Raw genomic sequence first — 25,265 nt, forward strand, 5'->3', positions numbered from 1 at the left:
TGGGCCCGCTATGCGTCTGCTTCCCATCATCACGGCCCTTGCTTGCTGGATGGCTTCCTGCGATTCTCCGCCGCCGCCGGAATTACGGGGAGCTTTTCCGCTAGGCATGCAAGCGCCGCCCCCTCCGCCACCCCCGTTGGATTTCGACAGTACGGCCTGGGTGGAACTGTCCCGTCGGGATAGCAGCATCGCCCTGGAGATCCGGTATGCCAGCGCCGACAACTTCATGGACCGGCAGATTTACGATTGCGGCCGTTGCTTCTACCGGCCAGCGGTTGCCGAAGCCCTTCTGGCGGTACAGCGCGACCTAGCACCCCGTGGGCTCGGGCTGAAAATGTTCGACTGCTACCGGCCCGGTCCCTATCAACAGCGGCTCTGGGACGTCATGCCGGATGCCCGCTTCGTGGCGCCACCCGCCCGGGGAAGCGTCCACAGCCGGGGCGCCGCCGCCGACCTAACGCTGATCGACTTACCGACCGGCGAGGAACTGGATATGGGGACGCCCTATGACTACTTCGGAGCGGAAGCCTATACCACGAATACGGACCTGTCGGAAAAGGTGCTGCAAAACCGGAAAACGCTGCAGGAGGTAATGCTGGCCAACGGTTTTTCCACCATCCGTACGGAGTGGTGGCACTTTAATTTCAACGGCCCCCGGCAACCGTTGAGCGACTGGGTATGGCCGTGTCCATAACGGGGCGCATCCGCTATTCGGTCCTGTTGCCGCCGCTGCTGCCCTTACTGGTTTGCGCCGGACTGGCCCTACGGGATCCGATCGCCTTACTCGATTTCGCGCAGGGGGCGAGTAACTGGATACTCGTGCACTTCGATTGGTTGTTTTCCTGGTCCAGTGCGTCGTTTTTACTGCTGCTGGGGCTGACGTATATTTCCCCCTTGGGCCGCACGGTTATCGGCGGTGAAGGAGCGGAACGGCTCCTCCAGCCCTGGCGCTGGTTCGCCATTACGGCCTGTACGACGATCGCTACGGGTATTCTCTTCTGGGGCATTGCCGAGCCCATTTACCACCTCAGCGCGCCGCCACCGGCCGGCCGGGAGCAACCGGCCGTTTTTGCTTTGTCTACCTTGTTTCTACACTGGACCCTGACGCCCTACGCCATTTATACCGTCGGGGGGCTGCTCTTCGCACTCGGATTTTACAATCACCGGCAACCATTTTCACTCAGTACGCTGCTGCGGCCCGTGCTCGGACCGTCCATCCACAAACACGGGGGGGCGGCCGTAGATGCGATCTGTCTTTTTTCGCTCGTGGCCGGTATGGCCGCCGCCCTGGGCGCGGGAAGCCTGGCACTCATCGGTGGAGTTAAGGGGTACGTGGGCGCGGACGCAGGTGCAACGCCAATCAGTTTGGCGGTGGTTATTGGCATCGTCGTCGTTGCCTTTAGTGTTTCCGCCGCCACCGGTCTGCAACGGGGCATTCGAATGCTATCCAATTACAACATCATCGGATTTATCCTGCTCGCGCTCTTCGTGCTTGTCGCCGGACCGCTCCGGGAGACCCTGTCGCTCTCCGTCCGGGGACTAACGGATTTCGCCGCGACCTTCCTGGCCAGGAATGTAGGAGGCGATCCGGGTATTCCCACCGAGTGGAGCCATGCCTGGACGGGTTTCTACTGGGCCAACTGGTACGCCTGGGCGCCGATCACCGCGCTTTTCCTCGGACGACTGGCCCGGGGGTATACCGTGCGCAGGTTTATTGAAATGAATTTGCTCTGCACCTCGCTGTTCGGTGGCTGCTGGATGGTGGCTTTCGGAGGGACGGCCATTGTCGTCGATCAGGCAACGAACGGTTTGTTGTCGAACGCGCTAGCCACTACGGGGCCGGAAGCGGTCGCCTATGCGTTGTTCGAGCAGCTACCCTGGCTGTCTTTCACGGCAGCATTCTTTTTGCTGCTGATCTTCCTGTCTTACGTCACGGCCGCGGACAGCAACGTTTCGGCGATGAGTGCCCTGTGTGTGCGGGGAATCGGACCGGAATCGGCGGAGGCCCCGCTCCGCATCAAACTTCTTTGGGGAGGCGTAATCGGGTCGGTTTCGTGGTTGCTGGTCTCGTTTGCGGGCCTGGACGGCATCCGGCTGATCTCTACCCTCGGGGGGTTCCCGGCCATGCTGTTATTTATTCTCGCGGCGGTCGGCTTGCTGCGCCTTGTCTTGAAAAGCTACCGAAGTGGCAACAATAGCGGGCCGCAATCGTAACTACTGCATACCTTGACGGAAGCGAACGATACCGCTATCGAACTACCGTATTACATTATAACCATATGCCAACCCCAAACTACTCTTCCGACGTGGAAGCCGTCGACGCGCTTGCGCAGGCTTACCAGGATTTACGCAACGAAATCGGCAAAGTGATTGTCGGTCAGCAAGAAGTCGTCAAGACGGTGCTCATTTCCCTCTTTTCCAACGGACATTCCTTACTGGTAGGCGTGCCGGGGCTGGCCAAGACGCTGCTGGTTTCCACGATCTCCGAGGTGTTGGAGCTGGATTTTAAACGGGTGCAGTTTACTCCGGATCTCATGCCGACCGACATCACCGGATCGGAAATCCTGAACGACGAACGGCACTTCGAATTTATTCCAGGCCCGCTGTTTGCCAATATCGTACTGGCCGACGAGATCAACCGGACCCCGCCCAAGACCCAGGCGGCCCTGCTGGAGGCTATGCAGGAGCGCTCGGTAACCGTAGCCGGCGAGCGCCACCGCCTGCCCGCTCCCTTTTTTGTCCTCGCGACCCAGAACCCCATCGAGCAGGAGGGCACCTACCCGCTACCGGAGGCGCAGCTGGACCGCTTCATGTTCAACATCCCGCTGGACTATCCCAGCTACGAAGAAGAGCTAGCCGTGGTTCGCGGTACCACGGGGATCGACCGGGCCGAGCTGCGCCACGTACTGTCGGGGGAGGACATCCTTTTCTTCCAGAACCTGGTCCGCAAGATCCCGGTCAGCGACAACGTGCTCGAATACGCGGTAAAGCTTACCGGGAAGACGCGGCCGAATACCCAGCGGGCGGGCAATAACGTCAACGAATACATCAGCTGGGGCGCCGGACCCCGGGCAAGCCAGTACCTGGTGCTGGGGGCAAAGTGCCACGCGGCGATCCATGGTAAGTACAGTCCGGACATTGCCGACGTACAAGCGATTGCCAAGTACGTCCTGCGCCACCGTATCGTACGGAACTACAAAGCCGAGGCGGAGGGCATCTCCGAGGAACAAGTCATCGAGGGCTTGTTCTAGTCCGGTGGTAGTGGCATAGCCTTTCCGGTCGGAAACCGGGATCGCTCCCGCCATCCGAAAGATCGTCACATGTTACACCTGCCCTTTCTGTACGTGCGTCCGAGTTCCTTAGGAGGGAGAGGTGTTTTTACCGCCGAGACAATCGAGGAGGGGGCTATCGTGGAGTTGGCACCCGTGATTGTGCTTACTTCCGAAGACCGGCTCGCGATTCACGCAACGACGCTGCACGACTACTACTTTTTGTGGGGTGGGGAAGGAGCAGCTATCGCGCTCGGCTATGGATCCCTCTACAATCACGCCTCTCCGGGTAACCTGGATTTCGAGATGGATTACGACTTCGAGCAGATCCGCTTTTCGGCCGCCCGGCAAATCCGATCGGGGGAGGAACTGGTTATCGACTACGTGGTGGGTGGCGGAGAGACGCTCTGGTTTTAATTCTCCCGGCCGGCGACGATAGGGATAGTTCCATTTTTCTAAAATACCGACGAATTCAAACCAATTCGTTAATGCATTTTCAATAAATGGATCTATGCGTTATAATATTTAAATAGTTTTTATCTTTTCGTTGAATAGATTTGCATAATAAGTCCAAAACGTTGCATCTTTGCTATTGCAAGGACGAAGCGACGGCATCGTTTGAATATTGTAAGGTGATGAAATTGGCAGCCATGCCCGCTTGTCTCGCGGGTGGGGAGGTCGGGATAAACCCTATCTACGCTCGGCGCGAGCGCCGCTCTGCGGAGCGTAGAAACGGGCTAACCGCCCCGTGCAGGTTCGAATCCTGCCCTTACAGCATATATCCTGATCCTAGTCTGCTATCCAGACGACCAGGCATTTTGTAGGGTGATGAAATTGGCAGCCATGCCCGCTTGTCTCGCGGGTGGGGAAGCCGGAATAAACTACCGTTCAATGCTCCGCGTGAGCGTTGCTCTCCGGAGCAATGAAAAGTAGCTAACCGCCCCGTGCAGGTTCGAATCCTGCCCCTACAGCAACCTTTTCAGATTACGGATGCCACTTCGGGGCAGTCACGTTAGCTTTACCACCCTATCGCTCAACGGACCTGATCTGATGTCTCCTCTACGACTTCGCTGGCAGCGGATGCTGCGCCCCCTGCCCCGATCTGCCGTCCGGACAGCCTGTTTAGACCGGGTATTTCAACTGTGTGACCTGCTGTTTCTCTTCGATAGCTACGAGCGGGTTTCAAATCTGCTCAGTTCCTGCATACGCCCCCTTTCGGAAAGCGAAGTCAACCTCCTCTATCCCATCTTCGGGGATTCGGTGCCTTATCACCGTATCCGGCTGGACGAGCGCGCGCGTATCGGCCCGCGGCGGTACGGCCTAATTTATGTCAGTTTCCACACCATCAATAGCTGGGGACCCATTCCGCTACCCATATTAGTCCATGAGGTGGTGCACGTATGGCAGTATGTGAATCGCGGAGCGATTTACATACCGCGCGCCCTGGCAGCCCAGCGGAGTCGGATGGGATATGACTACGGTGGATTGGAGGGCTTACGGGGTGCCTATAGCCTGGACGACTTTAACTACGAACAGATGGCCGCTCTGGTGGAAGACGCCTATCGCTTGGAACAAGGGCTCCCGCTCCGCTACCTCGCAGCTCCAACGCCGGAAGCGCGTAGGCTTTTACGTGGTTTTACCAGGAAATTAAAGTCAGGCTAGCTCGTTTTACTGACTACCCGTTATGGTTGGTTACGAACCCCGCTAGCAAAGTTGCGGTTTAACTGCACTGGACCTAGCCCCCTTAGCTCCTTACTGATATGTTATCCGTATGTATTCCGGTTTATCATTACGATGCGCGTCCATTAGCCAACGAGTTGCGGCGGCAGGCGATCGCTTTGGATACCCCGATTGAAATACTGGTTTACGACGACGCCAGCGGTACTTCCTGGCAGTGCGAAAATCGCAAATTACTGGACCTGCCTTCGGTCCGATACCGGGAGATGCCCGAAAATATCGGGAGGGCGGCCATTCGAAACCTGATGGCGAGGGAAGCTACGGGTGAGCACCTGATCATGCTGGATGTCGATAGTTGGCCCAACCCCACGCTGCTAGAGAATTATGCCGCCCACGTTTCTTCGGAAGTCGTCGTTGGCGGAACTACCTACGCCATAGAACGCCCGGCGGATCCTGAATTATTTCTGCACTGGCATTACGGGCGTCGGCGGGAAGCCTTGGCTCCTGCGCGCCGCCGCAATCGGTTTTTTCAGAGCAATAACTTTCTGGTCAGGCGAGAAGTCATGCTCGCTAATCCGTTCCCCGACGTCGACGGCTACGGGCACGAGGATACCCTATGGGGACAATTACTGGTTCCCGCGAAAATTACGATCCAGTACATTGAGAACCCGGTGGTCCACCTGGGGCTGGAAAGTAACCGGGTTTTTCTCGCCAAGCAAAAGAAAGCGGTGGAGAATCTCCGGCTGCTGCGGAAGCAGCATCCTACCCTTCGAACCCGTCTGACGACGTTCGCCGACCGCTACCCCAAATTTTCTACCCTCTCGGGATATGTGCCCGAGGAAGTACTGGAGAAATACGTACTGGAAACGGGCAACTTGAAGGCGCTGGATCTACTGAAGCTAAAATGGTGGATCAGTGGTTGGCTACCCGCCATAGGCTATCTGTAAAGTATTGCTGACTATCCTGGAAGTGGCGCACGAATTCAAAACCGGCCGCGTCGGCCATACCTTCGATCTCGCGCAGGCTATACTTCTGACTGATCTCGACTTCCACGGGTTGCCAGGCGCGGAAGTTGAAGCTCCGGCCTGCCGCTCCGATGTGAACGGTTTGTGGCTCGATCGGAATGAGGTAACTCTTCGCCGCGCCGGTGACCGGGTCGTAGGTCTCCCAGTGGCGCCAGCAGTCCAGGACAAAATCTGCTTTAAGCTCCCGGTTGATCCGGGTAAGTAAATTGAGGTTGAAAGCTGCCGTGTATCCAGCCGCATCGTTGTAGGCCGCCAGAATGACGGCGGGATCCTTCTTAAGGTCGAAGCCCGTGAGGAGCATGTCCCCGGGCGCAAGAAATTGCCGTAGCCTTTTGAGCATGTCCACCGCTTCTCCCGGAGTGTAGTTGCCGATGTTGGCACCGGGGAAGAGTAGCAGGCGCCGCCGGCCTCCCGAGGAATTCCCGAGGCGATTCAGGGCCTCGAAGTAATCGGCTTGGATGGGCTCGAAGTCCAATTTGGGCCAACGGAAATTGATCAGTTCACTTAATTCTTCCAGGGCACTACCGTTGAGATCGATCGGCCGGTAGGCGAAGCGGGCTTTTTCGGCGAGCAGGCGTTCGATGAGGTGCTGGGTTTTGGTGCCGTCACCGGCGCCAAGCTCGATGAGATCGAAGGGCTGGCGATCGAGATACCGTAGCAAATCCTTACCGCAGCTGCCGTAGATTTCTTTTTCCGCATCGGTGAGGTAGTACTCCTGCGTTTGCATGATCGACTGGAACAGGGTGTTCCCCTGCTCGTCGTAGAACCATTTGCTATTCAACCGGGGGCGCTCGCCGGAAAGGTGTTGGACTACATCGTCCGCGAAGGTAGAAAGCGTGGGGGAGGTGTGGGAAACGGTCATGTGCTATAGGTCTTTTGCTAATCGGATACCGGTGAATTGCCAGCGCTTTTCTGGTTGAAAAAAATTGCGGTAAGTGGGGCGAATGTGGCTTCCCGGCGTGGCACAGCTTCCGCCCCGGAGCACCATCTGGTTGATCATGAATTTGCCGTTGTATTCCCCTAATGCACCTTCCGGGCGCGGATATCGGGGGTAGGGAAGGTAGGCCGAATTGGTCCACTCCCAACAGTGCCCCATGAGTTGATGATCATCGAGCGAGGTAGCGGCAAGCGGATGAAAATCCTCCCGCTCGACCCAATTTCCGTGACGGGGTACGTCGGGCTGGAGTTGTCGGCACGCAACCTCCCATTCGAATTCGGTGGCCAGCCGCGCCCCGGCCCAGCGGGCATAAGCGTCGGCCTCGTACCAGCTGAGGTGGGTGACGGGAATATCCGGATCCAGATCCGCCAGCCCCCGATTCAGCGTGTACTGTTTCCAGGCGTCGCCTTCGCGGTACCAATACAGGGGAGCCTTTACCGGGAGCGTGCGGGCCCAGGCGATGCCGTCCATCTGCCAGAGTTCGAAACGGCGGTAGCCACCGTCTTCCATAAACTCAAGGTATTCGCCATTCGTGACCAAGCGGGACCCGATGCCAAATTGCTGGAGGAGGACGTCGTGGCGGCTCAGCTCATTATCCCAGCGGAAACCCGCGCCTTCATGACCGATCGAATACTGTCCTCCCGCCACCGGAATGAAGCGATGCGGTTGTCGTACGGTCGGTCGGTCGGGTTCGTTGCGGTAAGTAGGGTACAGCGGATTGCTCCCGAGGATGTATTTGATGTCGCAAAGCAGCAGTTCCTGGTGCTGTTGCTCGTGATGGAGCCCCAGCTCCGTGAGATCTTCTACGGTCGCTTCTCCCCGGTCCAGGAGTTGTTCCATCGCCCGGTCGACGTGTTTCCGGTAATCGAGGATGGCCGCCAGGGTAGGGCGGGTCATGTTGCCGCGGTTGCTGCGCAGGATACGGGGCCCCTGGCTTTCGTAATAACTATTAAAGAACCAGTTCAGTCGTTCGTCGAATAGCTGGTAGTCCGGGAGATTCGGGACGAGGAGAAAATTTTCGAAAAACCAGGTGGAGTGGCCGAGGTGCCATTTGGGCGGGCTGACGTCGTCAACGGGCTGCACGGTGTAATCTTCCGCTTCAAGCGGCTCGCAGAGGCGAATCGATTGCTGCCGAACGCGGGTGTACTGTTGGGCAATAGCGGTGATTGCCGTTGTAGGTGTGGTCACGGTAACGAGTCTAAATTTCTTCCACTTTAACCCCTTTCCAAAACGCGACGTGCCCCCTGATGTGTTCGGCCCGGTCGTAGGGTTCCGGATAGTACCAGGCTGCATCGGGGTTGGATTTACCGTCTACTTCCAGGTTATAATAGTTGCAGTCTCCCTTCCATCCACAGTGGGAGGTGGTGGCGCTGTCCGAAAAGAATTGCCGGTTCAGGCTCTGGGGCGGGAAGTAGTGATTGCCTTCGACCACTTTGGTTTCCGCGCTGTGGGCTACTATACGTCCGTTCCAACTCGCTTGCATCATGATTGGGGTACTGGGTGTGATATAACCGGGGGGGCTGGCTATGGTTTGCGATGGGTGCGGGCTTATCTTGCCGGCATGCGACGCCCAGCCCTCATCATCATGGTTAAAAATCCGGTTGCCGGTAAAACGAAAACCCGGCTGGCGGAGGACGTCGGTGACGAGCAGGCGGTGGCAATGTACCGGATCCTGATGCGCTACACCCGCGATCGGGTACTCGGATTGGAAGGGGTGACCCGTTACCTCCACTATTCGGATCGGGTGGATCCGGCTGACGAATGGCCGAACCGGGAGTTCATCAAATTAGTCCAGGTGGGAGCGGGATTGGGTGAACGGATGGCGGCGGCCATCGATCACGCGTTTGTGCGGGGGCACGACAAAATCATCGTCATCGGCAGCGACTGCCCGGGAGTAACTACCGAGCTTCTGCACCAGGCCTTCGAGGAGCTCACTACGCACGAACTGGTCATCGGCCCGGCCAACGACGGGGGCTACTACCTGATCGGGATGCGGCACGCGCATCCTTTCCTGTTCAACAACATGGTCTGGAGTACGGAAACCGTTTTTGAAGAAACCATGGCGCGGGCGCGGGAGCAGGGGCTTTCCGTGGCAACTCTGGCTCCGCTCTCCGATGTGGACCACCTGGAGGACTGGCTGGGTTATGGCTGGACCATGCCCTGATCAAGCCCGGGTATCGCAACCGCTAGAGGCGGTTGTTGCGCGATCGGAGAAAGTGATCGGCCAGGACGAGGGCGGCCATCGCGTCGACGATGGGCACTGCTCTTGGCAATACGCAGGGGTCGTGGCGCCCCTTTCCCGTGACGGTTACCCGTTCGCCACTTTCATTGATGCTTTCCTGGTCGGTGATGATGGTAGCCACGGGTTTGAAGGCGGCGCGGAAGTAAATATCCTCTCCATTGGAGATGCCGCCCTGGATGCCACCGCTCCGGTTGGTCCGCGTACGGGTGTTACCGGCTTCGTCGGTATAGAAGGCATCGTTGTGCTCACTGCCCCGTAGGCTTACCCCCGCGAAACCGCTGCCGTATTCGAATCCCTTGCAGGCATTGATGCTTAATACGGCCTTCCCGAGGTCGGCGTGGAGCTTGTCGAATACGGGTTCCCCCCAGCCGGCGGGCACGCCGGAGATGACACATTTGACGACCCCCCCTATGGTATCTCCCGCCTTACGGACTTCCAGGATTTTCGTTTCCATTTCGGCCGCCGCTGCGGGGTCGGGGCAACGCACGTCATTGGAATCGATGAGGCTGAGGTCGAGTGCACCGTGGTCCTTGCCGGTTTGAATTGCCCCGACCTGGTCGACGTAGCTCCGGATTTTGATCCCCAGGGACGCGAGCAGTTGTTGGGCTACGGCGCCGGCCGCTACGCGGGCCGCGGTTTCCCGGGCGGAGGATCGGCCGCCGCCGCGATAATCCCGGTGGCCGTACTTAGCGGTAAAGGTGTAGTCGGCGTGACTGGGGCGGTACTTGTCGTGGATGTGGCTATAGTCCTTACTGCGTTGGTCCTGATTGTAGATAACCATGCCGATGGGGGTACCGGTGGTTTTGCCTTCGAAGGTGCCGGAGAGGATTTCTACCAGGTCGCCTTCCTGGCGTTGGGTAACGATCTTGCTTTGTCCGGGCCGACGCCGGGCCATTTCCCGCTGGATGGCTTCCACGTCCAGGTCGAGTCCGGCGGGGCAACCGTCAATGGTTACGCCCAGTCCGATGCCGTGACTTTCTCCGAAGGTGGTGACGCGGAACAGGGTGCCGTGGGTGCTGCCTGACATGGGTGGGGGGCTAAGGGGTTAGGGGGCTAAGGTATTGCATTAGCTCTTTAGCATCCGTTTAAGCTCCCCGGGAATTACGCCGGCCAGGGCGAGGCGCAATCGTTCGAGGTTGCGGAAGCCCAGGTAGGGGTAGAGGCGGGTGTATTTGGGCAGTAGTTGGTAGGGGCCCGTGAGTGGCCACCGCTTGGGTGATCCGAAATAGGTACGGTATGCCTGGGAAGCTGCGGTGAGGTCATAGGTGGCAAATATCCTTATGCTGCGGAGTAAAGCGCCTAAAAAATAGGATGCATTAGCTTCAAAGTACCCCGGTTGTTTGCGAGATAGGTAAGTAACGGTCGATGCTACTAACTCCATGGATTGTTTTGCCTGGGGAGCTTTTGCTCCATTGGTTACGCGGGATTTTCCTTCGTGTTGGCGATAAGTGCTGCGTATTTCGGGATCGATCAGGAATGTAGCATTGTGCATAAGTAAGCGGAGGTGGAGGTTGGGGTCGTCGTAATAAGGTGTAGACTCGTTCCAGCCACCTACATTTTTTATGATCGATCGACGATAGAAGTTAGCATTAGTGTTGCCTAAGTGATGATTGTACACCAATCCCTTCCACGGGTCCTGATAGGGGGAATGGTTAGTAACAAGGCCATTCGGCCAGCAATTACGGTAAGCGCCGATCACCCAGTCTGTGGTAGGTTTTACCAGGCTCAATTGATCAGCTATTTTACGATCATCCAACAGGTCGTCAGCATCGAGAAATTGCACCCATTCCCCCCTGGCCTCCGCCAGTCCCACATTGCGTGCTGAAGGCGCTCCTTGCGTAGCGGCCCGGAGAAGTTTTACACGCTTGGGATACTGGGTTTGGTATTGTTCGAGAATATGGATGCTCCCATCCGTTGAGTTGTTATCCACTAGTATTAGCTCCCATTCTCCTTTTATTTGCGCCCCCGCCCGGATAGCAGAATTAACGGTTTGGGAAAGAAAGGGTACCGCATTGTACACCGGGATGATAATCGTAACCTGCACGGATTGAGCTATTAACAGTTATACGAGGCAGTTGATATTGCCTACTTTTGCCTATGCTATTGACTATTGTCATTCCCACCTACCAACGTGAGCAGCTACTCGAAAGTAGTCTTCGTACCCTGCTTCATCAAACCCTTAGCCGGGAAACTTACGCTCTGCTGATTGTCGATAATGCGGTTAGGGTGGAAACCAAACGAGTCGCGGAGCAATTTGGTGCTGATTACGTAGAAGAGCCGCGAATTGGATTACAGCACGCTAGAAACCGGGGGATGGCCGAGGCAAAAACGCCCTGGGTATTGTTGTTGGATGATGACATACGGTTAGCTCCTGATTTCGTTGAAAAGTTCCATAATCGATTGGAGAATGCAGAGTTCGACGGATTAGGAGGAGGATACACCCACTGGTTTAGCTCTCCGCCTCCTCAGTGGATTCTTAAGTACTATACAAAACCTATGTGCCCCTCTTCCCGATTAAATTTTGGAGAGATAAAGGAGGATGAATATTTATTTGGCGGAATTATGGCTATTCGAAGGAGTGCCTGGGAAGAAGTCGACGGATTTACACCAGGATTAAGCATGATAGGGAAGAAGATTGGGCGAGCGGGGGAAGACGAGTTTCAGCGCAAACTGCGAGCAAACGGTTGTCAACTTTTCTACGATCCTGATATTACCATGGAACATTTAGTCCAACCCTACAAGTATACACTTCGCGGCCACCTAGCACTGGCCTATGCATCAGGCAGAGACGGGATAGGAATGCGCGATAATTTCCCACTAACAAGCTGGGAATTTATAAAGCGTATGGCGATTATTACTGGTTACAGCGTTCCGTTTAACATGGCTAGGTTCGTATTGAAGTCCGGCTATTACTGGCAAAATGCATTGGCCGATAGTCTCACCAAGTATTGTTTTGAGTGGGGACGGTATGTTTCCTCCCGACAAATTTGAATTTCTGTATGAAAACCGCCGTCTTCCCCGGATCCTTCGACCCCATCACCACCGGCCACGTAGAATTGGTGAAGCGGGCCGTACCCCTCTTCGACCGGGTTGTCGTGGCCGTAGGCGTCAATAGTCAGAAAAGCTACCTGTTTGATCTGGAACAGCGCATGGAGTGGTTACGGGAGGTGTTCGCCGGCGATGACCGGATCAGCGTAGATAGTTTCGAGGGGTTGACCGCCCACTACTGTAAGCAGATCGGGGCCCGGTACCTGCTCCGCGGCCTGCGCAACGCCAGCGACTTCGACTACGAAAAGACGATCTCCCAGTTGAACGAGATCGTAGGGGAAGGGCTGGAAACCATTTTTTTGATCAGTCAACCCGCTTACAGTCACATCAGCTCCACCATCGTGCGCGAGATCATCAAGGGTGGGGGAGACGCCCGACCGTTCCTTCCGCCCCAGCTAGAGCTTCCGCCGCGCTACGATACTCCGGCCTAAGGTCACCTCGTCGGCGTATTCGAGTTCGCCGCCGAAACTGACCCCGCGGGCGATGCTGCTGACCTGCACGGCGGTATCGGCCAATTGCTTATTCAGGTAGAAAATGGTGGTTTCGCCTTCGATCGTCGGACTGATCGCCATGATGATCTCCTCGACCTCTTCCGACTTGGCCCGGCTGATCAGCGTATCGATGTTGAGATCCGCGGGACCGATGCCCTCAATCGGACTGATCACCCCACCCAGAACGTGGTACAACCCACGGTACTGCTGGGTATCCTCTATGGCCATTACATCGCGAATACTCTCCACGACGCAGATGATGGACGTATCCCTGCGGCGATCCCGGCAAATGGCGCAGACAGTCTGATCGCTCAGGTTGCCACAAGTGATGCAGTGCTGAATGTTCTCGCGCATTCCGGCAATGGAGCGGGCCAGCTGGACGCTATCTTCGGTGGGACGTTGGACTAAATCGAGGACCAGGCGAAGGGCCGTTTTTTTGCCAATCCCCGGCAGGGAAGCGAAGGCATTCACGGCATCTTCAATAAGGCGGGAGGAAAATTGCATGGACGATGGAACGGCGAGCGAGGGAATACGGTTGGTAAGAAAAAAACAATCGGCCGGTCATTCAGTTTGTTTATCCCGTACATAGGCCGCAAATTTGCCGGTCTCTGACAACAAACTAAAAAGAAGAAGAAATGGCTGAGGTGATACGCATGCCCCGGATGAGTGATACAATGGAAGAAGGCAATATCGTCGCCTGGCTCGTCGAAGAGGGAGAGGCCGTTGAACCTGGTCAAACCCTGGCCGAAGTCGAAACCGACAAGGCCACCATGGAACTGGATTCCTTCTTCGAAGGAACCCTGCTCCACATTGCCGTAAAGGAAGGTGCCGTTCCGATCGACGGCGTCATTGCCGTGATCGGGGAAGAAGGCGAGGACTGGAAAGCCGCCATCGAAGGCGCGGGTGGCAACGGTTCGGCCGATGCAGGCACTTCCGGTGGAGGCCAGGAAGAAAAGTCCGGAGGGGAAACCTCGGATCAATCCGGGCAACCAACCGTCCCCGAAGATGCCGCCCCGGCAACTCCCGCCCGCACTACTACCGAAGAAACCGGTGATGACGACCGGCTGAAAGTAAGCCCCCTGGCCAGGGCCATGGCAAAAGAGGCCGGCATCGACCTGAAATCCGTCAGTGGTTCCGGGGAAAATGGTCGGATCGTCAAGCGCGACATCGAGGAAGCGAAAACGGCTCCCGCCAGCACCGCACCTGCGCCCGCCGCCCAACCCAAAACCCCGCAGCCCGTACCCGCCCAACAGCCCAGCCCGAACGTGGATGTCGAGAAGCCGCAGCAGAAAGTTCCTGCTTTCGCCTTTGGCGGCGGAGGGGCCAACTTTGAGGAGTCTCCCGTGAGCCAAATGCGGAAAGTGATCGCTCGCCGCTTGGGAGAGTCCAAGTTTACGGCTCCCCACTTTTACGTTACGGTGGAAATCGAAATGAGCAAGGTATGGGAGATGCGCAAGCGGATCAACGAAGTCGCGCCGGTCAAGATTAGCTTCAACGACCTGGTGGTGAAGGCCTGCGCGGTCAACCTGCCCAAGCACCCGGCGATCAACTCCAGCTGGCAGGGCGACCACATCCGCGTGAACAAAGACGTCAACATCGGCGTCGCCGTGGCGATCCCGGACGGCTTGCTGGTACCGGTGATCCGCTACGCCAATATGAAGTCGCTGAGCCAAATCAACACCGAGGTCAAGGAATTGGCCGGCCGGGCGAAGAATAAGAAACTTTCCCAAGATGAAATGACGGGCAACACCTTCACGATCTCCAATCTGGGTATGTTCGGCATCGAAGAGTTTACGGCCATCATCAATCCGCCCGATGCCTGCATCCTGGCGGTCGGCGGTATTAACGACAAGCCCGTTATTCGCGACGGGGAGGTAGTGCCCGGCAAAATCATGAAAGTGACGCTGAGCAGCGATCACCGGGTAGTTGACGGAGCTTCCGCGGCACAGTTCTTGAATGACGTTAAAGCTACGTTGGAGGATCCGATCCGCCTGATGGTGTAAACGGCCGGTCCGCGACTAAAAAGGGGTGTTCGACAAGTCGGGCACCCCTTTTTTGATGCCATCGTTCTGATGGGCTATCCCGCCCGAAAGGGAGGGCCACAGTGGGGTGGCTATCGGACCTGAAGTTTGCCGGTTACCCCTCCGTCCCCCAGCTGAAGGAAATAGATACCCGGGGGCCAATCGAACACTTCGATCCGGGCCTGCGACCGGACTACTTCGGTGGAGGCGATGAGTTGTCCGAGGCCGTTGTACACCCGAAGCGGTCCATCGAGGGGATCCTGGCGGAAAACTTCTACGGTCACGATCTGTCCGTTTCCTGCCGGGTTCGGGAACACGGACAGTTCGTATGCAGGCCGGGGGAGTGGTGCGGGAAGGGCGATGGTGCCCGCGAACAAACTATCGGCGTGCCGGACGGCATCCTGACCTACGATCCGCCCGATCCGTCGGCCCGGGATGTCATCGACCGGGGGGTGTATCCCGCCCCAGATGCGGCTCAGGCTGGTTTCGGCGGCCGCGTCCTGGTAGGTAGCCCACTGCAAAACAATGTCCTGGCTAGGCCCCTCCTCGAAAACCAGGAACTCGTTTTTATCAGCCACGAACTCCCCGACTCCGCCCGGAAAATAGGGGCTGCCGGTGAGGGATTCCAGTACGGTAGCCGCGGCGGCACTGAAGGTGGAGTGACCGGAAATGTATCCGGCAAAGTTGGGCGTGACGAAAGTCGGTCGCTGGTAGGGTTCCCAGACCGTCGGATTGATCCAGTCTACCCCGGCCTGCTCCAAGTCCGGATCGTCGATAAAGACATTTCCGATCCACGCGCGCGCCTTGACGGTCATGCCAATCGTGGTATTAACCACTTCGTGCGCACTGTCAACCAACTCAATGAAGCCCGGATCGAGCCGGATGCCGGTTGGTTCGTAAAGGGGGTGGTCCACCACGGTCGCCTGGCCCCGTACCGCGAGGTAGCGGATGGCGGTGATGGGGCGGACGTAGTCGTACTTGCCCTTAATGCTCCAAGCGGTGATGGCCGCATCGTGCATGGCGCCCCCGAGGGCCAGGTAGATCTTCACGTCATACTCCAGGGCCGGCAAATCAGGTCCTTGGCCGTACAGCTTCCGTTCGAAGAGGGGATGATCCATGACCGTGTTCAGGATGGAAAACCAGTGGCCGGGGGGCGTTTCGGATTGCGGGCCGTCCGCCCAGAACTCGGCTAACACCCGGGTATAGTCTCCGCGGGGAACGACATTTGGCGGGTAGGGCAGACCGGTAACCGGGTTCACCGCCCTGCCGGTGCCGGGCTGCCCGCCTTCGTGCTGCTTATAGAACGCCCGGTATTCGGCGGGAGTACGGGGGAGGGCATCTGGGATATTCCCTCTCGCTCCGGGAGATATATCCCACAGCACGCCGTCGGCCGGGTCGAGGTGGCTGGACCACTTCAGTACCGTTTCGAAATTCCAGCGGTAGAAATTGAATTCGGCGGTATCCGTCGGATTGAAAAAGGGGGGCGGGCCGGGGTCATGGTAAACGGGGCTTTGGGCCGGGGTAGGGAACTGGTCGGTGGAAATGGTTTTGGCGGATTCGGGAATCGCGAAGGGGTCGACCTTTCCCCAGGTGGCCCCCAGGAAGCCGGGTACGTTACCGTCGAGAATGTTCCCCGACTGATCGATCACTACCCCGGGGAAAGCGAGCGGCTGCCAGCGATTCGGATTTTCGACTTCCAGGATGCTGAGCGGATTACCCAGTACGAGCGGCGGGTTACCCGGGGCGGGATACCCGTCGTTTTCGTACAATCTCCGCTCGTTTGCCCCGTCGGTCGTCCCGTAGGCGATAATCTCCGCGGCGATGTAGTTGCCTAAGGCTGCCGGCCCCTCAGCGACAAAATTTTCGGTGATGACCTGCGGATCAAAACCCAATTCGGTCATCAACTGATCGGCCTGGCGGGCGATCAGCTTGAATCCCGGGGCATCCCGGTAGCGATGTAGCAGCAGGCGGTAGGCTGCGTAGCTGATGGCTTCCCGGCTGGCGGCGGATTTGTCCGGATAGTCCGGAACCGTTGCCGGATCGATGCGCAAACGATAACCGGGGCGCGTGCGTCCCATCAGGGCCGGGCTGCCGCTGCGGTTGATCAACGACCAGGCGTCGTACATGGCGGCAGCGCTGTGGTATAAGTTGCGGGCGTGAACGACGGGACGGGCCAGGTCGTTGCGGATGGCAGTGAGGTAAACCTCATTCCACTTTCGCGCGACGCTGTGTTCCGGTACCGACTGGGCTACCGCGGTCCGGGCCAACACCACTAGCGCGAACACCAGAACGTACCATTTACCGCGCGTTTTCATTGGCCTAAAGATATGAACTGAGGTGTGCCGGCAGGTCGGTTACGGCTGACGTACAATGTCGGGAACGTGGCAGCTCCGGGGTTGAAACATACCTACAGACCACCTGTTATAAGGCACATAACGTTTTAATATGCCCATCATTTGGATTGGCTTTGCCGTATTCGTGGCCTTGCTGCTTTTTTTAGATCTGTTCGTCCTGAACGCGAAGGACCATGTCCCCCGTACCCGGGAAGCGCTCGGGCAAACCGGGCTCTGGATGACGATCGGAATCGGTTTCTGTGGATTTATCTACTTAGCATACTCTAACGGCTGGGTGGAGTCCGATCTACCGGCTCACACCGCTATGATCAACTACCTGACGGGGTATTTGGTGGAGTTGTCGCTGAGTATGGACAACGTATTCGTTATCGCGGTGATCTTCGGGTACTTTCAGGTGCCGGCCAAATATCAGCACCGGGTGCTCTTCTGGGGTATCCTGGGAGCGGTATTTTTCCGACTGGCGATGATCCTCGCCGGGGTTTACCTACTCGAACAGTTCGACTGGATGTTCTACGTCTTCGGATTGCTCCTGCTGTTCAGCGCCTACAAAATGGTTGGCAAAGGGGAGGAAGTACATCCTTCGGAGAATCCGGTGATCAAATTGGTGAAGCGCATCGTGCCGGTCACCCACGATTACCATGGCCACGATTTCTGGGTCCGCCACGCCGGCAAGCTGCACGCTACGCCCCTGTTCGTGGCGCTGGTGATGGTGGAAACCACGGACGTGATCTTTGCCATCGATTCTATTCCGGCCATCCTGGGTATTACGACGGATTCCTTTCTGGTCTTCTCCTCGAATATCCTGGCCGTGCTCGGACTGCGGGCCCTCTATTTCGTACTGTCATCGATGATCGACAAGTTTGGTTTGCTGAAGTACAGCCTGGCGCTGATCCTCACTTTCGTGGGCATCAAGCTGATGCTGCACGAGGTGTGGCATCCCGAGGAGTGGGTCAGCCTGGTCGTCATCTTCGTGACCCTCACCGGCGGCGTGATCCTGTCTTTACTGCAACCTACCCCGGCCGAGCCGCACCCCCACGACCCTACCAAGATCAAAGAGCCGACGGAAGTGCCGGATATTTAAGATTCGAGACCGTCATAGTACCACCGCTCCGTAATGGCATTCCAGGGCTTAGCCAGCCTTTGAAAGCGGAGGATGGAATCGTACACCTTGCGGGTAGTGGCATCCGAGTCGGCATATTCTTCCATTACCTCCAACGAAGCGCGCCGCGCGAGGGTCAGCAACTCTTCGGGGTAAGGGCGGACGGATAGCGTAGGTACCTCCTTCAGTTTGGCCAGGTATTCGGCATTTTTCGCCTCGAAGGCGGAGAGGGTGTAAAGGTTGATGTAGTGCGTAGCTATGGTAAAGATCTGCTGGAGGTCTGGGGGGAGCTCGCCGAACTTCTCCAGGTTTACGAAAAACTCAAAGTTGGTGCCCGGTTCGTGCCAGCCGGGGTAATAGTAATACTTAGCGATTTCGTGGAAGCCCATGATGTAGTCGTGGTAGGGTCCAACCCACTCCGTAGCATCGAGGATGCCCCGCTCGAGCCCGGTGTAGATTTCTCCGCCGGGCAGCAGTACGGGGGTTCCTCCCAGTCGTTCCAGTACGCGCCCGCCTAATCCGGGCATGCGCATTTTGAGTCCGCGGAAGTCAGCGACGGTATTGATCTCCCGGTTAAACCAGCCGCCCATTTGCACCCCGGTATTGCCGCCGGCGAAGGGTAGCAGACCGACGGTAGCGTACAGCTCCCGCCACAATTCCAGCCCGCCGCCGGAAAGCAACCAGGCGTTCATTTGCTGGGCGTTCATGCCGAAGGGGAAGCCGGCGAAAAACTGTGCGGCCGGCAGTTTTCCGGACCAGTAATAGGCGGCTCCACTCCCGACTTCCGCCGCACCCTGGCGGACCGCATCGAAGGCCTCCAGAGCGGGTACCAGTTCGCCACCCCCGTACACGGTAATATTCAGGCGGCCGCCGGACATCTCCCGGCACATATCCGCCAGCATTTGACAGCCTTCGCCCAGAATAGGAAAACCTGGGGGCCAGGTGGTCACCATCTTCCAATTGAAGCGTTCTCCGCTCACCGTACCGGCGGTCGACTGGGCGTGGCCCCGGCCGCCGAAGAGGCGCAGGGCCAGGGGAAGACCGATGGTGCCGGCGGCAATGCCCTGAATGATTTTTCTGCGATTCATGGGAGGGTAGACTTGCCGGTTAAAATAGGCTTTTCAGCCGACGATCGAAGGCGATGGGGCTTCGTTCGCGGCAATTTCCCCCGGGCTTACTTTCGGGCGACCAGCAGAAAGGGGGCGCCGGCGCGCAGGGAAAGGAAGCAACCGGAAACCGTGAAAAAAGCCCCGTTGGCCCGCTCATTGTCCGGGTTCGGCCGCGAAAGGCTGCGGGCAACCAACTACAGCTACTGGACTGGTAGCGGGATGGGTTTTGGCTGCCGGAATGCAATTCCGTTCCTGATTGGCTGGTGCACCCGCGCACCGGCGCAAAACAGAAGAGCGGTTTCCCCGCAGCTCCCCGGAAGGTGGAGAGACAGTTGCTAAAGGGTGGGTGCGTACCCCCGGACTTTAGCCTCGGTGCCGAAAGGGAGCTGCCAGGGCGTTTGCGGGCCATCGGCGGTACTAACCGGGTAGCGAAACGGTAAGTCCTTCCACCACGAAGGTATCGTGGACTTCAGCGAGGTAGACGCCGGCGATGGCGGCCTTGAGCTCCTTTACCGTCGCTTCCCTTTCCGACTGCCTGACTTCTAGTTTTATCCGGGCGCGCTCCGTAAATTCCTGATCGGCCATTTCCAGTCCGAGCTGGCTGAGCGCCCCCATAACCGGCGTCATGAGGGCGTAGCCGAATTCCAGCAGGATGGGGGAGGTTAGTACCCGCTCCGCCAGGACCGTTTCCAGCAGTGACAGTCGGGCGGCTTCCCGGTAGGCAGTAATCAGGCCGGAGGTGCCCAGCTTAGTGCCGCCGAAGTACCTGGATACGACGATGATGAGGTCGCTGAGGCCTTCCTTGTCTATTTGTCCGAGAATGGGTTTACCGGCGGTACCACTGGGCTCGCCGTCGTCGTTGGCCCGCCAGCGATCGGTACCGGGTCCGATCCGGTAAGCATAGCAGTGGTGGTTGCACTTCGGGTGGGCCAGCCGCTGCTCCTCGACGACGGCAAGGGCTTCCGCTTCGCTGCGGACCGGCCGAAGCACGGCGACGAATTTGCTGCCCCGATCGCGAAATTCACCGGAAGAAGGGGTGGTGGGTACGCGGTAGCAATCGGGGGCGGAGGGGGGCGGCACGGCGACTTAAATTGGTAAGGGAACGCCCAAGATAGACTGTTGGTGTAGAGCAGGCCGGGCGAATGAAGGATCGGCAACGGCGCATAAGGGGGAACGATACTTAGGATATGGAAGGGATGTGCTCTGGTAGCGCATCGCCAGCTTGACGAAGTAGGGGGGGAGGGGATACTTGGGGTGAGGAAAGGATGTGCTCTGGTAGCGCATCGCCAGCTTGACGAAGCAGGGGGGGAGGGGATACTTGGGTTGAGGAAGGGATGTGCTCTGGTACCGCATCGCCAGCTTGACGAAGTAGGGGGAGGAGGGGATACTTGGGGTGAGGAAGGGATATGTGGGGTGAGGAGGGGATGTACGGCTCCTATTAGTGGGTGGGAGAACCCACCCGACCGCCGCCACGCTGACTCCCCCGATCCGGCCATGCCACCGCCCACGCCGGTGGCCCTTCCGCTTGTCCCGGTTGAAGAGCGGATCGAAGGTTAACGGGCATACGACTGGCCGGCCGGTACCTGGCTGCGAACAGGGTGAATGCCTATGTTTGGAGAGAAAGGGCTCCTCGAAGGTGGATGGTGTACGGAGAAAGGCGGGATGGTGGCTGTGAGGAGCACCCGAATATAGGGACCTTCCGGTAAATAAACAAAATGTAGTTTATTTAGGAGGGCAGAACGATACAACCGCCACGGCCGGTGATTTGTCTCCATACCCATGCCACGCAGCTACAAGATTAAGGAATGCTTTTACACCCTGCAGGGGGAGGGAGCGCAGTCGGGCCGGGCCGCCGTCTTCCTCCGCTTCACGGGGTGTAATCTCTGGAGCGGCCGGGAGGAGGACCGGCACGCGGCGGTCTGCAAGTTTTGCGACACCGATTTCATTGGCACGGACGGCACGAATGGCGGGCGCTATACGCAGGAGCAATGCGTCCAACTGGTACAGAGCCAGTGGCCGGGGGGTGGACAACCTTATGTAGTATGTACCGGAGGTGAGCCCCTGCTGCAACTCGATGCCCCCCTGATCGAAGCAATGCAGGAAGCGGGTTTTGAAGTGGCCGTGGAGACCAACGGTACCCAGCCGGTTCCGGAGCAAATCGATTGGGTGTGCGTCAGTCCGAAAGCGGATGCTCCCCTTGTCGTCACGGGGGGCGATGAAATGAAGTTGGTTTACCCCCAATCAGAAGCTTCCGCCCAGCCGGAGCGGTTTGCGGCGCTGGCTTTCCGCCACTTCTTCTTACAACCTAAGGATGAGCCGGGTCATAACCACACTCCCGCCGCCGTGGACTATTGCCTTCGCCACCCCCAGTGGCGCATCAGCCTGCAGACCCACAAAATAATGGGAATCGAATGACGCGCACTTATTTAGTCTGCTTATAAACAACGGGCTTTCAGTAGTTTAGCCGAACTTAATTCGGCTAATTTGGCTTATGTTAGTGTACTTTGTTACTAACCTAAAAGAAATAAACATGGAAGCCACCTGCAAAAATTGTAATCACTGGGAACACGAGGCCCCCGCCGTTCAGAATCGCGAGAACTTCGGTGAATGCGAAGTGCTCAGCGAAAGCGGTATGAAGTACGTCTTGCCCGTGCTACAAAACCAATCCGCCAGCGGCAGCACTGAGTTTCTGACGGAAGCTAGCTTTGGCTGCAACCATTTCTCACCCGGTCAGGCCTAATCGACCGACAATAAATAACCGTTGAAAGCCACCCCTCTTCCGGAGGGCGTGGCTTTCTTCGTTTACGGGGTCACGGTCCGATCATTGATCCCTCCCCAGCATAAATACTTGACGACCAGATAGTCTTCGAGTCCGTATTTAGATCCCTCCCGGCCGAAACCGCTTTCCTTGATGCCTCCGAAGGGAGCGACCGCCGTGGAGATCAAGCCGGTGTTGATGCCAACCATACCGTATTCGAGGGCCTCGGCCACCCGCCAGATTCGGGCGTGATCCTTTCCGTAGAAATAGGCGGCTAAGCCGTAGGGAGTATCGTTAGCCAGCCCGATCACTTCCGCTTCCGTCGTGAATCGGAAAATCGGCGCTACCGGACCGAAAACTTCCTCCCGCGATAGGTCCATGGTGGTATCCACCTCAGCCAGTAGGGTAGGGGTATAGCAGCGCGGACCGGCTTCCGATCGACCGCCACCCACCACCACCCGTGCGCCTTTCTCTATTGCATCCGCTACGAGTCGGTCCACTTTATCGATGGCCGCGTTATTGATCAGGGGACCGATTTCCGTATCCGCGACCCGGCCGTCTCCTACTTTAAGTGCCTGGACGGCCTTCGCCAGTTTTTGTACGAATGCATCGTAGATGGCATCGTGGACGTAGAAGCGGTTCGTACACACGCAGGTTTGTCCCCCGTTGCGGTACTTCGATGTCATCGCTCCGGCTATGGCTTCCGTCAGGTCGGCGTCTTCAAACACGATAAAGGGGGCATTACCGCCCAGCTCTAGCGACAGCTTTTTCAGGGTGCCGGCGGATTGGGCCATCAGCTTTTTTCCGGTGGCCGTGCTTCCGGTGAAACTCAGTTTTCGGATGCGGGGATCGTGGGTGAATAGGTGGCCGACCTCGGCGGGGCGATCGGTGGGAATGACGTTGATGACGCCCCGGGGAAAGCCGGCTTCTTCCGCCAAGTACGCCAGCGCCAGCGCGGAGAGGGGTGTGTCCTCGGCCGGCTTTATGACGACGGTACAGCCCACCGCCAGAGCGGGCGCCACTTTACGGGTTATCATGGCGATGGGAAAGTTCCAGGGGGTGATGGCGGCTACTACCCCGATGGGTTGTTTGATGGCCAGCAAGCGGGCATCACTGCGGGGGGAGGGTATTACGTCACCGTAGGCCCGCTTCCCCTCCTCCGCGAACCATTCTACGAAGGAAGCTCCGTACTCCACTTCCCCGCGGGATTCCGCTATGGGTTTTCCTTGCTCGACGGTCATCAGCAGGGCCAGGTCTTCTTTATGTACAAGGAGCAGATCGAACCATTTGCGAAGGATACGCGACCGCTCCGTGGCCGTGCGCTGCTTCCAGGTTTGGAACGCCAGGGTAGCGGCGGCGATCGCCCGCTCCGTCTCCGGCTCGGCAAGGTTGGCTACCCGGGTGATGATCTCATTGCTAAAGGGATTCACTACCGCAAAGGTCGCACCCGAATCGGCGGAAATCCAGGATCCGTCAACGTATCCAGAATGCCGTAATAGGTTGGGTTCCTGTAGGTTCATTGCTTGGTTTTACCGGGTGACGGAGGGGCCATATATCGAACATTTGGGTCCGCAAATCCGTAATATGGGAAATTAATTAACAAATTAAAATAACTATTATGCAACTCGATAATATCAAAGTCGCGGCCCTAGCTACTACCGGATTCGAAGAAGTGGAATTCACGAAGCCTAAGCAAGCCCTCGAAGAAGTCGGTGCTACGGTCCACCTCGTAAGTCCGCAATCTGGTTCCATTAAAGCATGGGACAAAGACGACTGGGGAGGTTCCTACCAAGTCGATGTAACGCTCGACAGCGTCGATGCGGCAAGCTACGACGCCTTGCTGTTACCCGGTGGAGTTATCAACCCCGATAACCTGCGGGTAAACGAAAGCGCCCTCACCTTCGTGAAGTCGTTTTTCAGTGCCAACAAGCCCGTTGCCGTCATCTGCCACGGTGGGCAGACCCTGATCTCGGCTGGTTTAGTAAAAGGTCGTACGATGACCGGATTTAAGTCGGTCCGCCCCGACCTGGCAAACGCCGGCGCCAACGTTAAGGACGAAGAGGTTGTCGTAGACGGTAACCTGGTGTCAAGTCGGAACCCGGACGATATCCCCGCTTTCAATAAGAAGATGATCGAAGTCTTCGCTAAAAGCGGCGTGGAAGTAAGCTAAGTTCTTATCGACTTTAGCGACCACCAAAAGGGTTGGAGCGTGCATCTATCGGCTATCCTGCGTAGCCGGCGCACGCTCCAACCCTTTTAATTTTTAACCATGCAACTCTTTACCTTCAGCGGCACCACGGTGCTCCTGGGACTGGTCGGGCTGTGCCTGCTCTGTGCCCTTGGCATTTACCTGTTACGGTGGCATCTTCAGCGGGTTACCCGGCCGTCGCAATCCGCTAAAAGTACCCACTCCGCCGTCTTTTCGCTATCCCCGGTCATCCATCGATTCGCGCTCAGCGCCTCGCTTTTTGCCGTTTTCCTTACGTTGAATTGGACGGATTACGGCCCGGCAACCTCCTTTGTTCCGGAAGTAACTGTGGGAGAGGAGATCTCCGTCGACATACCCATCACCTACCGAAAGCCGACACCTCCACCGCCGCCCCCTCCCACTCCGGTGGTGGAAGCCGTGCCGGACGTGGAGGCCCCATCCGTCGAACAGGTAGACCGGTCCATCTTGGAGGAAGAACCCGTCTACTTCGACCTCCCGGTAGTGACGAAGCCAACGAAAGTGACGCCGCCACCCCCGCCAATGCCGCCCCCGCCCCCCGAAGAAGAAAACAAGCCGCTGATCATCGCCGAACGCATGCCCGTATTTGGGGAGCAGTGCAAGCAGTTAAGCGGAGAAGAGCGAAAGGCCTGCTCCGATCGGGAGTTGCTTCGATTCGTAGCGGAGCAAATCCGCTATCCCCGGGCCGCCAGGGACAATAACATCCAAGGAACGGTTTACGTCCGCTTCGTAGTAGAGAAGGATGGCTCGGTTTCCTCCGTAGAAGCGCTTCGTAAAGTAGCGGGAGGATGCACGGAGGAAGCGCTTCGGGCGGTGGAGCAGATCAACCACAAATCAGCGGGTTTCCGGCCGGGCTTCCAGGGTGGCCGGCCCGTTCGGGTGATGTTCAACATGCCGATCAAATTCCAACTGGATAACTGAGTCTGTACTGATGCCAGATCGGGTGGGGGGTCCTCATACAAAGGGCGCCCCACTTTCTGTGGTACCGGTTTGTATTTCCGTAGCCCG

Annotated in this window: 25 protein-coding genes; 15 read left to right on the plus strand and 10 right to left on the minus strand. The window is 57.6% G+C overall.

Features of this window, described 5'->3' with window-relative positions:
• Positions 1 to 10 precede the first annotated feature (10 nt).
• The 6 genes from CLV84_RS11255 to CLV84_RS11280 all read left to right on the plus strand — a co-directional run bounded on the left by CLV84_RS11255 (position 11) and on the right by CLV84_RS11280 (position 5,893).
• Positions 11 to 694, plus strand: coding sequence for a M15 family metallopeptidase (locus CLV84_RS11255; protein WP_245911480.1), 684 nt, complete (start codon positions 11 to 13; stop codon positions 692 to 694).
• On the plus strand, positions 679 to 2,214 hold the full coding sequence (locus tag CLV84_RS11260; RefSeq protein ID WP_104419893.1) for a BCCT family transporter: 1,536 nt from the start codon (positions 679 to 681) through the stop codon (positions 2,212 to 2,214). The genes CLV84_RS11255 and CLV84_RS11260 overlap by 16 nt, the downstream gene beginning before the upstream one ends.
• A 65-nt stretch (positions 2,215 to 2,279) precedes the next feature.
• On the plus strand, positions 2,280 to 3,251 hold the full coding sequence (locus CLV84_RS11265) for an AAA family ATPase (protein WP_104419894.1): 972 nt from the start codon (positions 2,280 to 2,282) through the stop codon (positions 3,249 to 3,251).
• 69 nt (positions 3,252 to 3,320) lie between these two features.
• Positions 3,321 to 3,686, plus strand: a complete 366-nt coding sequence (locus CLV84_RS11270; protein WP_104419895.1) for an SET domain-containing protein-lysine N-methyltransferase — start codon at positions 3,321 to 3,323, stop codon at positions 3,684 to 3,686.
• Positions 3,687 to 4,319: 633 nt separating this feature from the next.
• Positions 4,320 to 4,931 (plus strand): hypothetical protein, encoded by a 612-nt coding sequence (locus CLV84_RS11275; RefSeq protein ID WP_146088781.1) that lies wholly within the window; start codon positions 4,320 to 4,322, stop codon positions 4,929 to 4,931.
• A 98-nt stretch (positions 4,932 to 5,029) separates the two neighbouring features.
• Complete coding sequence (locus CLV84_RS11280) at positions 5,030 to 5,893, plus strand: glycosyltransferase family 2 protein (RefSeq protein ID WP_104419897.1); 864 nt, start codon at positions 5,030 to 5,032, stop codon at positions 5,891 to 5,893.
• Here CLV84_RS11280 and CLV84_RS11285 read toward each other — a convergent pair.
• The 3 genes from CLV84_RS11285 to CLV84_RS11295 are packed head-to-tail and all read right to left on the minus strand — an operon-like array spanning position 5,859 to position 8,394.
• Positions 5,859 to 6,833: an L-histidine N(alpha)-methyltransferase gene (locus CLV84_RS11285; protein ID WP_104419898.1), complete on the minus strand. Its 975-nt coding sequence runs from the start codon at positions 6,831 to 6,833 to the stop codon at positions 5,859 to 5,861. The genes CLV84_RS11280 and CLV84_RS11285 overlap by 35 nt on opposite strands.
• 3 nt (positions 6,834 to 6,836) lie before the next feature.
• Positions 6,837 to 8,096 carry an ergothioneine biosynthesis protein EgtB gene (egtB, locus tag CLV84_RS11290; RefSeq protein ID WP_245911483.1) on the minus strand — a complete coding sequence of 420 codons (1,260 nt, stop codon included), beginning with the start codon at positions 8,094 to 8,096 and terminating at the stop codon, positions 6,837 to 6,839.
• A gap of 10 nt (positions 8,097 to 8,106) precedes the next feature.
• Positions 8,107 to 8,394: a DUF427 domain-containing protein gene (locus CLV84_RS11295; protein ID WP_104419900.1), complete on the minus strand. Its 288-nt coding sequence runs from the start codon at positions 8,392 to 8,394 to the stop codon at positions 8,107 to 8,109.
• Between the two features lie 75 nt (positions 8,395 to 8,469).
• Between CLV84_RS11295 and CLV84_RS11300 the strand changes: the two genes are divergently transcribed.
• Entirely contained in the window at positions 8,470 to 9,072 is a 603-nt protein-coding gene (locus tag CLV84_RS11300) for a TIGR04282 family arsenosugar biosynthesis glycosyltransferase (RefSeq protein WP_104419901.1), read from the plus strand.
• A 22-nt stretch (positions 9,073 to 9,094) separates the two neighbouring features.
• On the opposite strand, the gene aroC is transcribed toward CLV84_RS11300, so the two are convergent.
• Together aroC and CLV84_RS11310 are read right to left on the minus strand one after the other, a co-directional pair.
• Entirely contained in the window at positions 9,095 to 10,177 is a 1,083-nt protein-coding gene (gene aroC / locus CLV84_RS11305) for a chorismate synthase (RefSeq protein WP_104419902.1), read from the minus strand.
• A 39-nt stretch (positions 10,178 to 10,216) separates the two neighbouring features.
• Positions 10,217 to 11,194, minus strand: coding sequence for a glycosyltransferase family 2 protein (locus tag CLV84_RS11310; protein ID WP_170067674.1), 978 nt, complete (start codon positions 11,192 to 11,194; stop codon positions 10,217 to 10,219).
• A 53-nt stretch (positions 11,195 to 11,247) separates the two neighbouring features.
• Here CLV84_RS11310 and CLV84_RS11315 point away from each other — a divergent pair, with 53 nt between their 5' ends.
• Both CLV84_RS11315 and coaD read left to right on the plus strand, forming a co-directional pair.
• On the plus strand, positions 11,248 to 12,141 hold the full coding sequence (locus tag CLV84_RS11315; protein ID WP_104419904.1) for a glycosyltransferase family 2 protein: 894 nt from the start codon (positions 11,248 to 11,250) through the stop codon (positions 12,139 to 12,141).
• Between the two features lie 8 nt (positions 12,142 to 12,149).
• Positions 12,150 to 12,629, plus strand: coding sequence for a pantetheine-phosphate adenylyltransferase (gene coaD, locus CLV84_RS11320; protein ID WP_104419905.1), 480 nt, complete (start codon positions 12,150 to 12,152; stop codon positions 12,627 to 12,629).
• On the opposite strand, the gene recR is transcribed toward coaD, so the two are convergent.
• Entirely contained in the window at positions 12,594 to 13,193 is a 600-nt protein-coding gene (gene recR / locus CLV84_RS11325) for a recombination mediator RecR (protein ID WP_104419906.1), read from the minus strand. The two genes, coaD and recR, sit on opposite strands and share 36 nt — an antisense overlap.
• Positions 13,194 to 13,324: 131 nt before the next feature.
• Between recR and CLV84_RS11330 the strand changes: the two genes are divergently transcribed.
• The gene (locus CLV84_RS11330; protein ID WP_104419907.1) at positions 13,325 to 14,692 is read left to right on the plus strand and encodes a pyruvate dehydrogenase complex dihydrolipoamide acetyltransferase; all 1,368 of its coding nucleotides are present in this window, start codon (positions 13,325 to 13,327) and stop codon (positions 14,690 to 14,692) included.
• A gap of 110 nt (positions 14,693 to 14,802) precedes the next feature.
• Here CLV84_RS11330 and CLV84_RS11335 read toward each other — a convergent pair whose 3' ends face one another.
• The gene (locus CLV84_RS11335) at positions 14,803 to 17,025 is read right to left on the minus strand and encodes a T9SS type A sorting domain-containing protein (RefSeq protein ID WP_104419908.1); all 2,223 of its coding nucleotides are present in this window, start codon (positions 17,023 to 17,025) and stop codon (positions 14,803 to 14,805) included.
• Positions 17,026 to 17,155: 130 nt separating this feature from the next.
• On the opposite strand from CLV84_RS11335, the gene CLV84_RS11340 reads away from it, so the two are divergent.
• Positions 17,156 to 18,145, plus strand: a complete 990-nt coding sequence (locus CLV84_RS11340) for a TerC family protein (protein ID WP_104419909.1) — start codon at positions 17,156 to 17,158, stop codon at positions 18,143 to 18,145.
• On the opposite strand, the gene CLV84_RS11345 is transcribed toward CLV84_RS11340, so the two are convergent.
• Positions 18,142 to 19,251, minus strand: a complete 1,110-nt coding sequence (locus tag CLV84_RS11345; RefSeq protein WP_104419910.1) for a TRAP transporter substrate-binding protein — start codon at positions 19,249 to 19,251, stop codon at positions 18,142 to 18,144. The two genes, CLV84_RS11340 and CLV84_RS11345, sit on opposite strands and share 4 nt — an antisense overlap.
• Positions 19,252 to 19,689: 438 nt before the next feature.
• The gene (locus CLV84_RS11350; RefSeq protein WP_104419911.1) at positions 19,690 to 20,352 is read right to left on the minus strand and encodes an IMPACT family protein; all 663 of its coding nucleotides are present in this window, start codon (positions 20,350 to 20,352) and stop codon (positions 19,690 to 19,692) included.
• 699 nt (positions 20,353 to 21,051) lie between these two features.
• On the opposite strand from CLV84_RS11350, the gene queE reads away from it, so the two are divergent.
• Positions 21,052 to 21,687: a 7-carboxy-7-deazaguanine synthase gene (queE, locus tag CLV84_RS11355; RefSeq protein ID WP_104419912.1), complete on the plus strand. Its 636-nt coding sequence runs from the start codon at positions 21,052 to 21,054 to the stop codon at positions 21,685 to 21,687.
• A 115-nt stretch (positions 21,688 to 21,802) separates the two neighbouring features.
• Positions 21,803 to 22,012 (plus strand): hypothetical protein, encoded by a 210-nt coding sequence (locus CLV84_RS11360; protein WP_104419913.1) that lies wholly within the window; start codon positions 21,803 to 21,805, stop codon positions 22,010 to 22,012.
• A 62-nt stretch (positions 22,013 to 22,074) separates the two neighbouring features.
• On the opposite strand, the gene CLV84_RS11365 is transcribed toward CLV84_RS11360, so the two are convergent.
• Positions 22,075 to 23,550, minus strand: coding sequence for an NAD-dependent succinate-semialdehyde dehydrogenase (locus CLV84_RS11365; protein WP_104419914.1), 1,476 nt, complete (start codon positions 23,548 to 23,550; stop codon positions 22,075 to 22,077).
• 98 nt (positions 23,551 to 23,648) lie between these two features.
• Here CLV84_RS11365 and CLV84_RS11370 point away from each other — a divergent pair, with 98 nt between their 5' ends.
• On the plus strand, positions 23,649 to 24,200 hold the full coding sequence (locus CLV84_RS11370) for a type 1 glutamine amidotransferase domain-containing protein (RefSeq protein ID WP_104419915.1): 552 nt from the start codon (positions 23,649 to 23,651) through the stop codon (positions 24,198 to 24,200).
• A 99-nt stretch (positions 24,201 to 24,299) separates the two neighbouring features.
• Positions 24,300 to 25,178, plus strand: a complete 879-nt coding sequence (locus tag CLV84_RS11375; protein ID WP_104419916.1) for an energy transducer TonB — start codon at positions 24,300 to 24,302, stop codon at positions 25,176 to 25,178.
• Positions 25,179 to 25,265: the final 87 nt, after the last annotated feature.

Origin of the sequence: Neolewinella xylanilytica (genome assembly GCF_002934605.1) — a bacterium.
GTDB lineage: Bacteria > Bacteroidota > Bacteroidia > Chitinophagales > Saprospiraceae > Neolewinella > Neolewinella xylanilytica.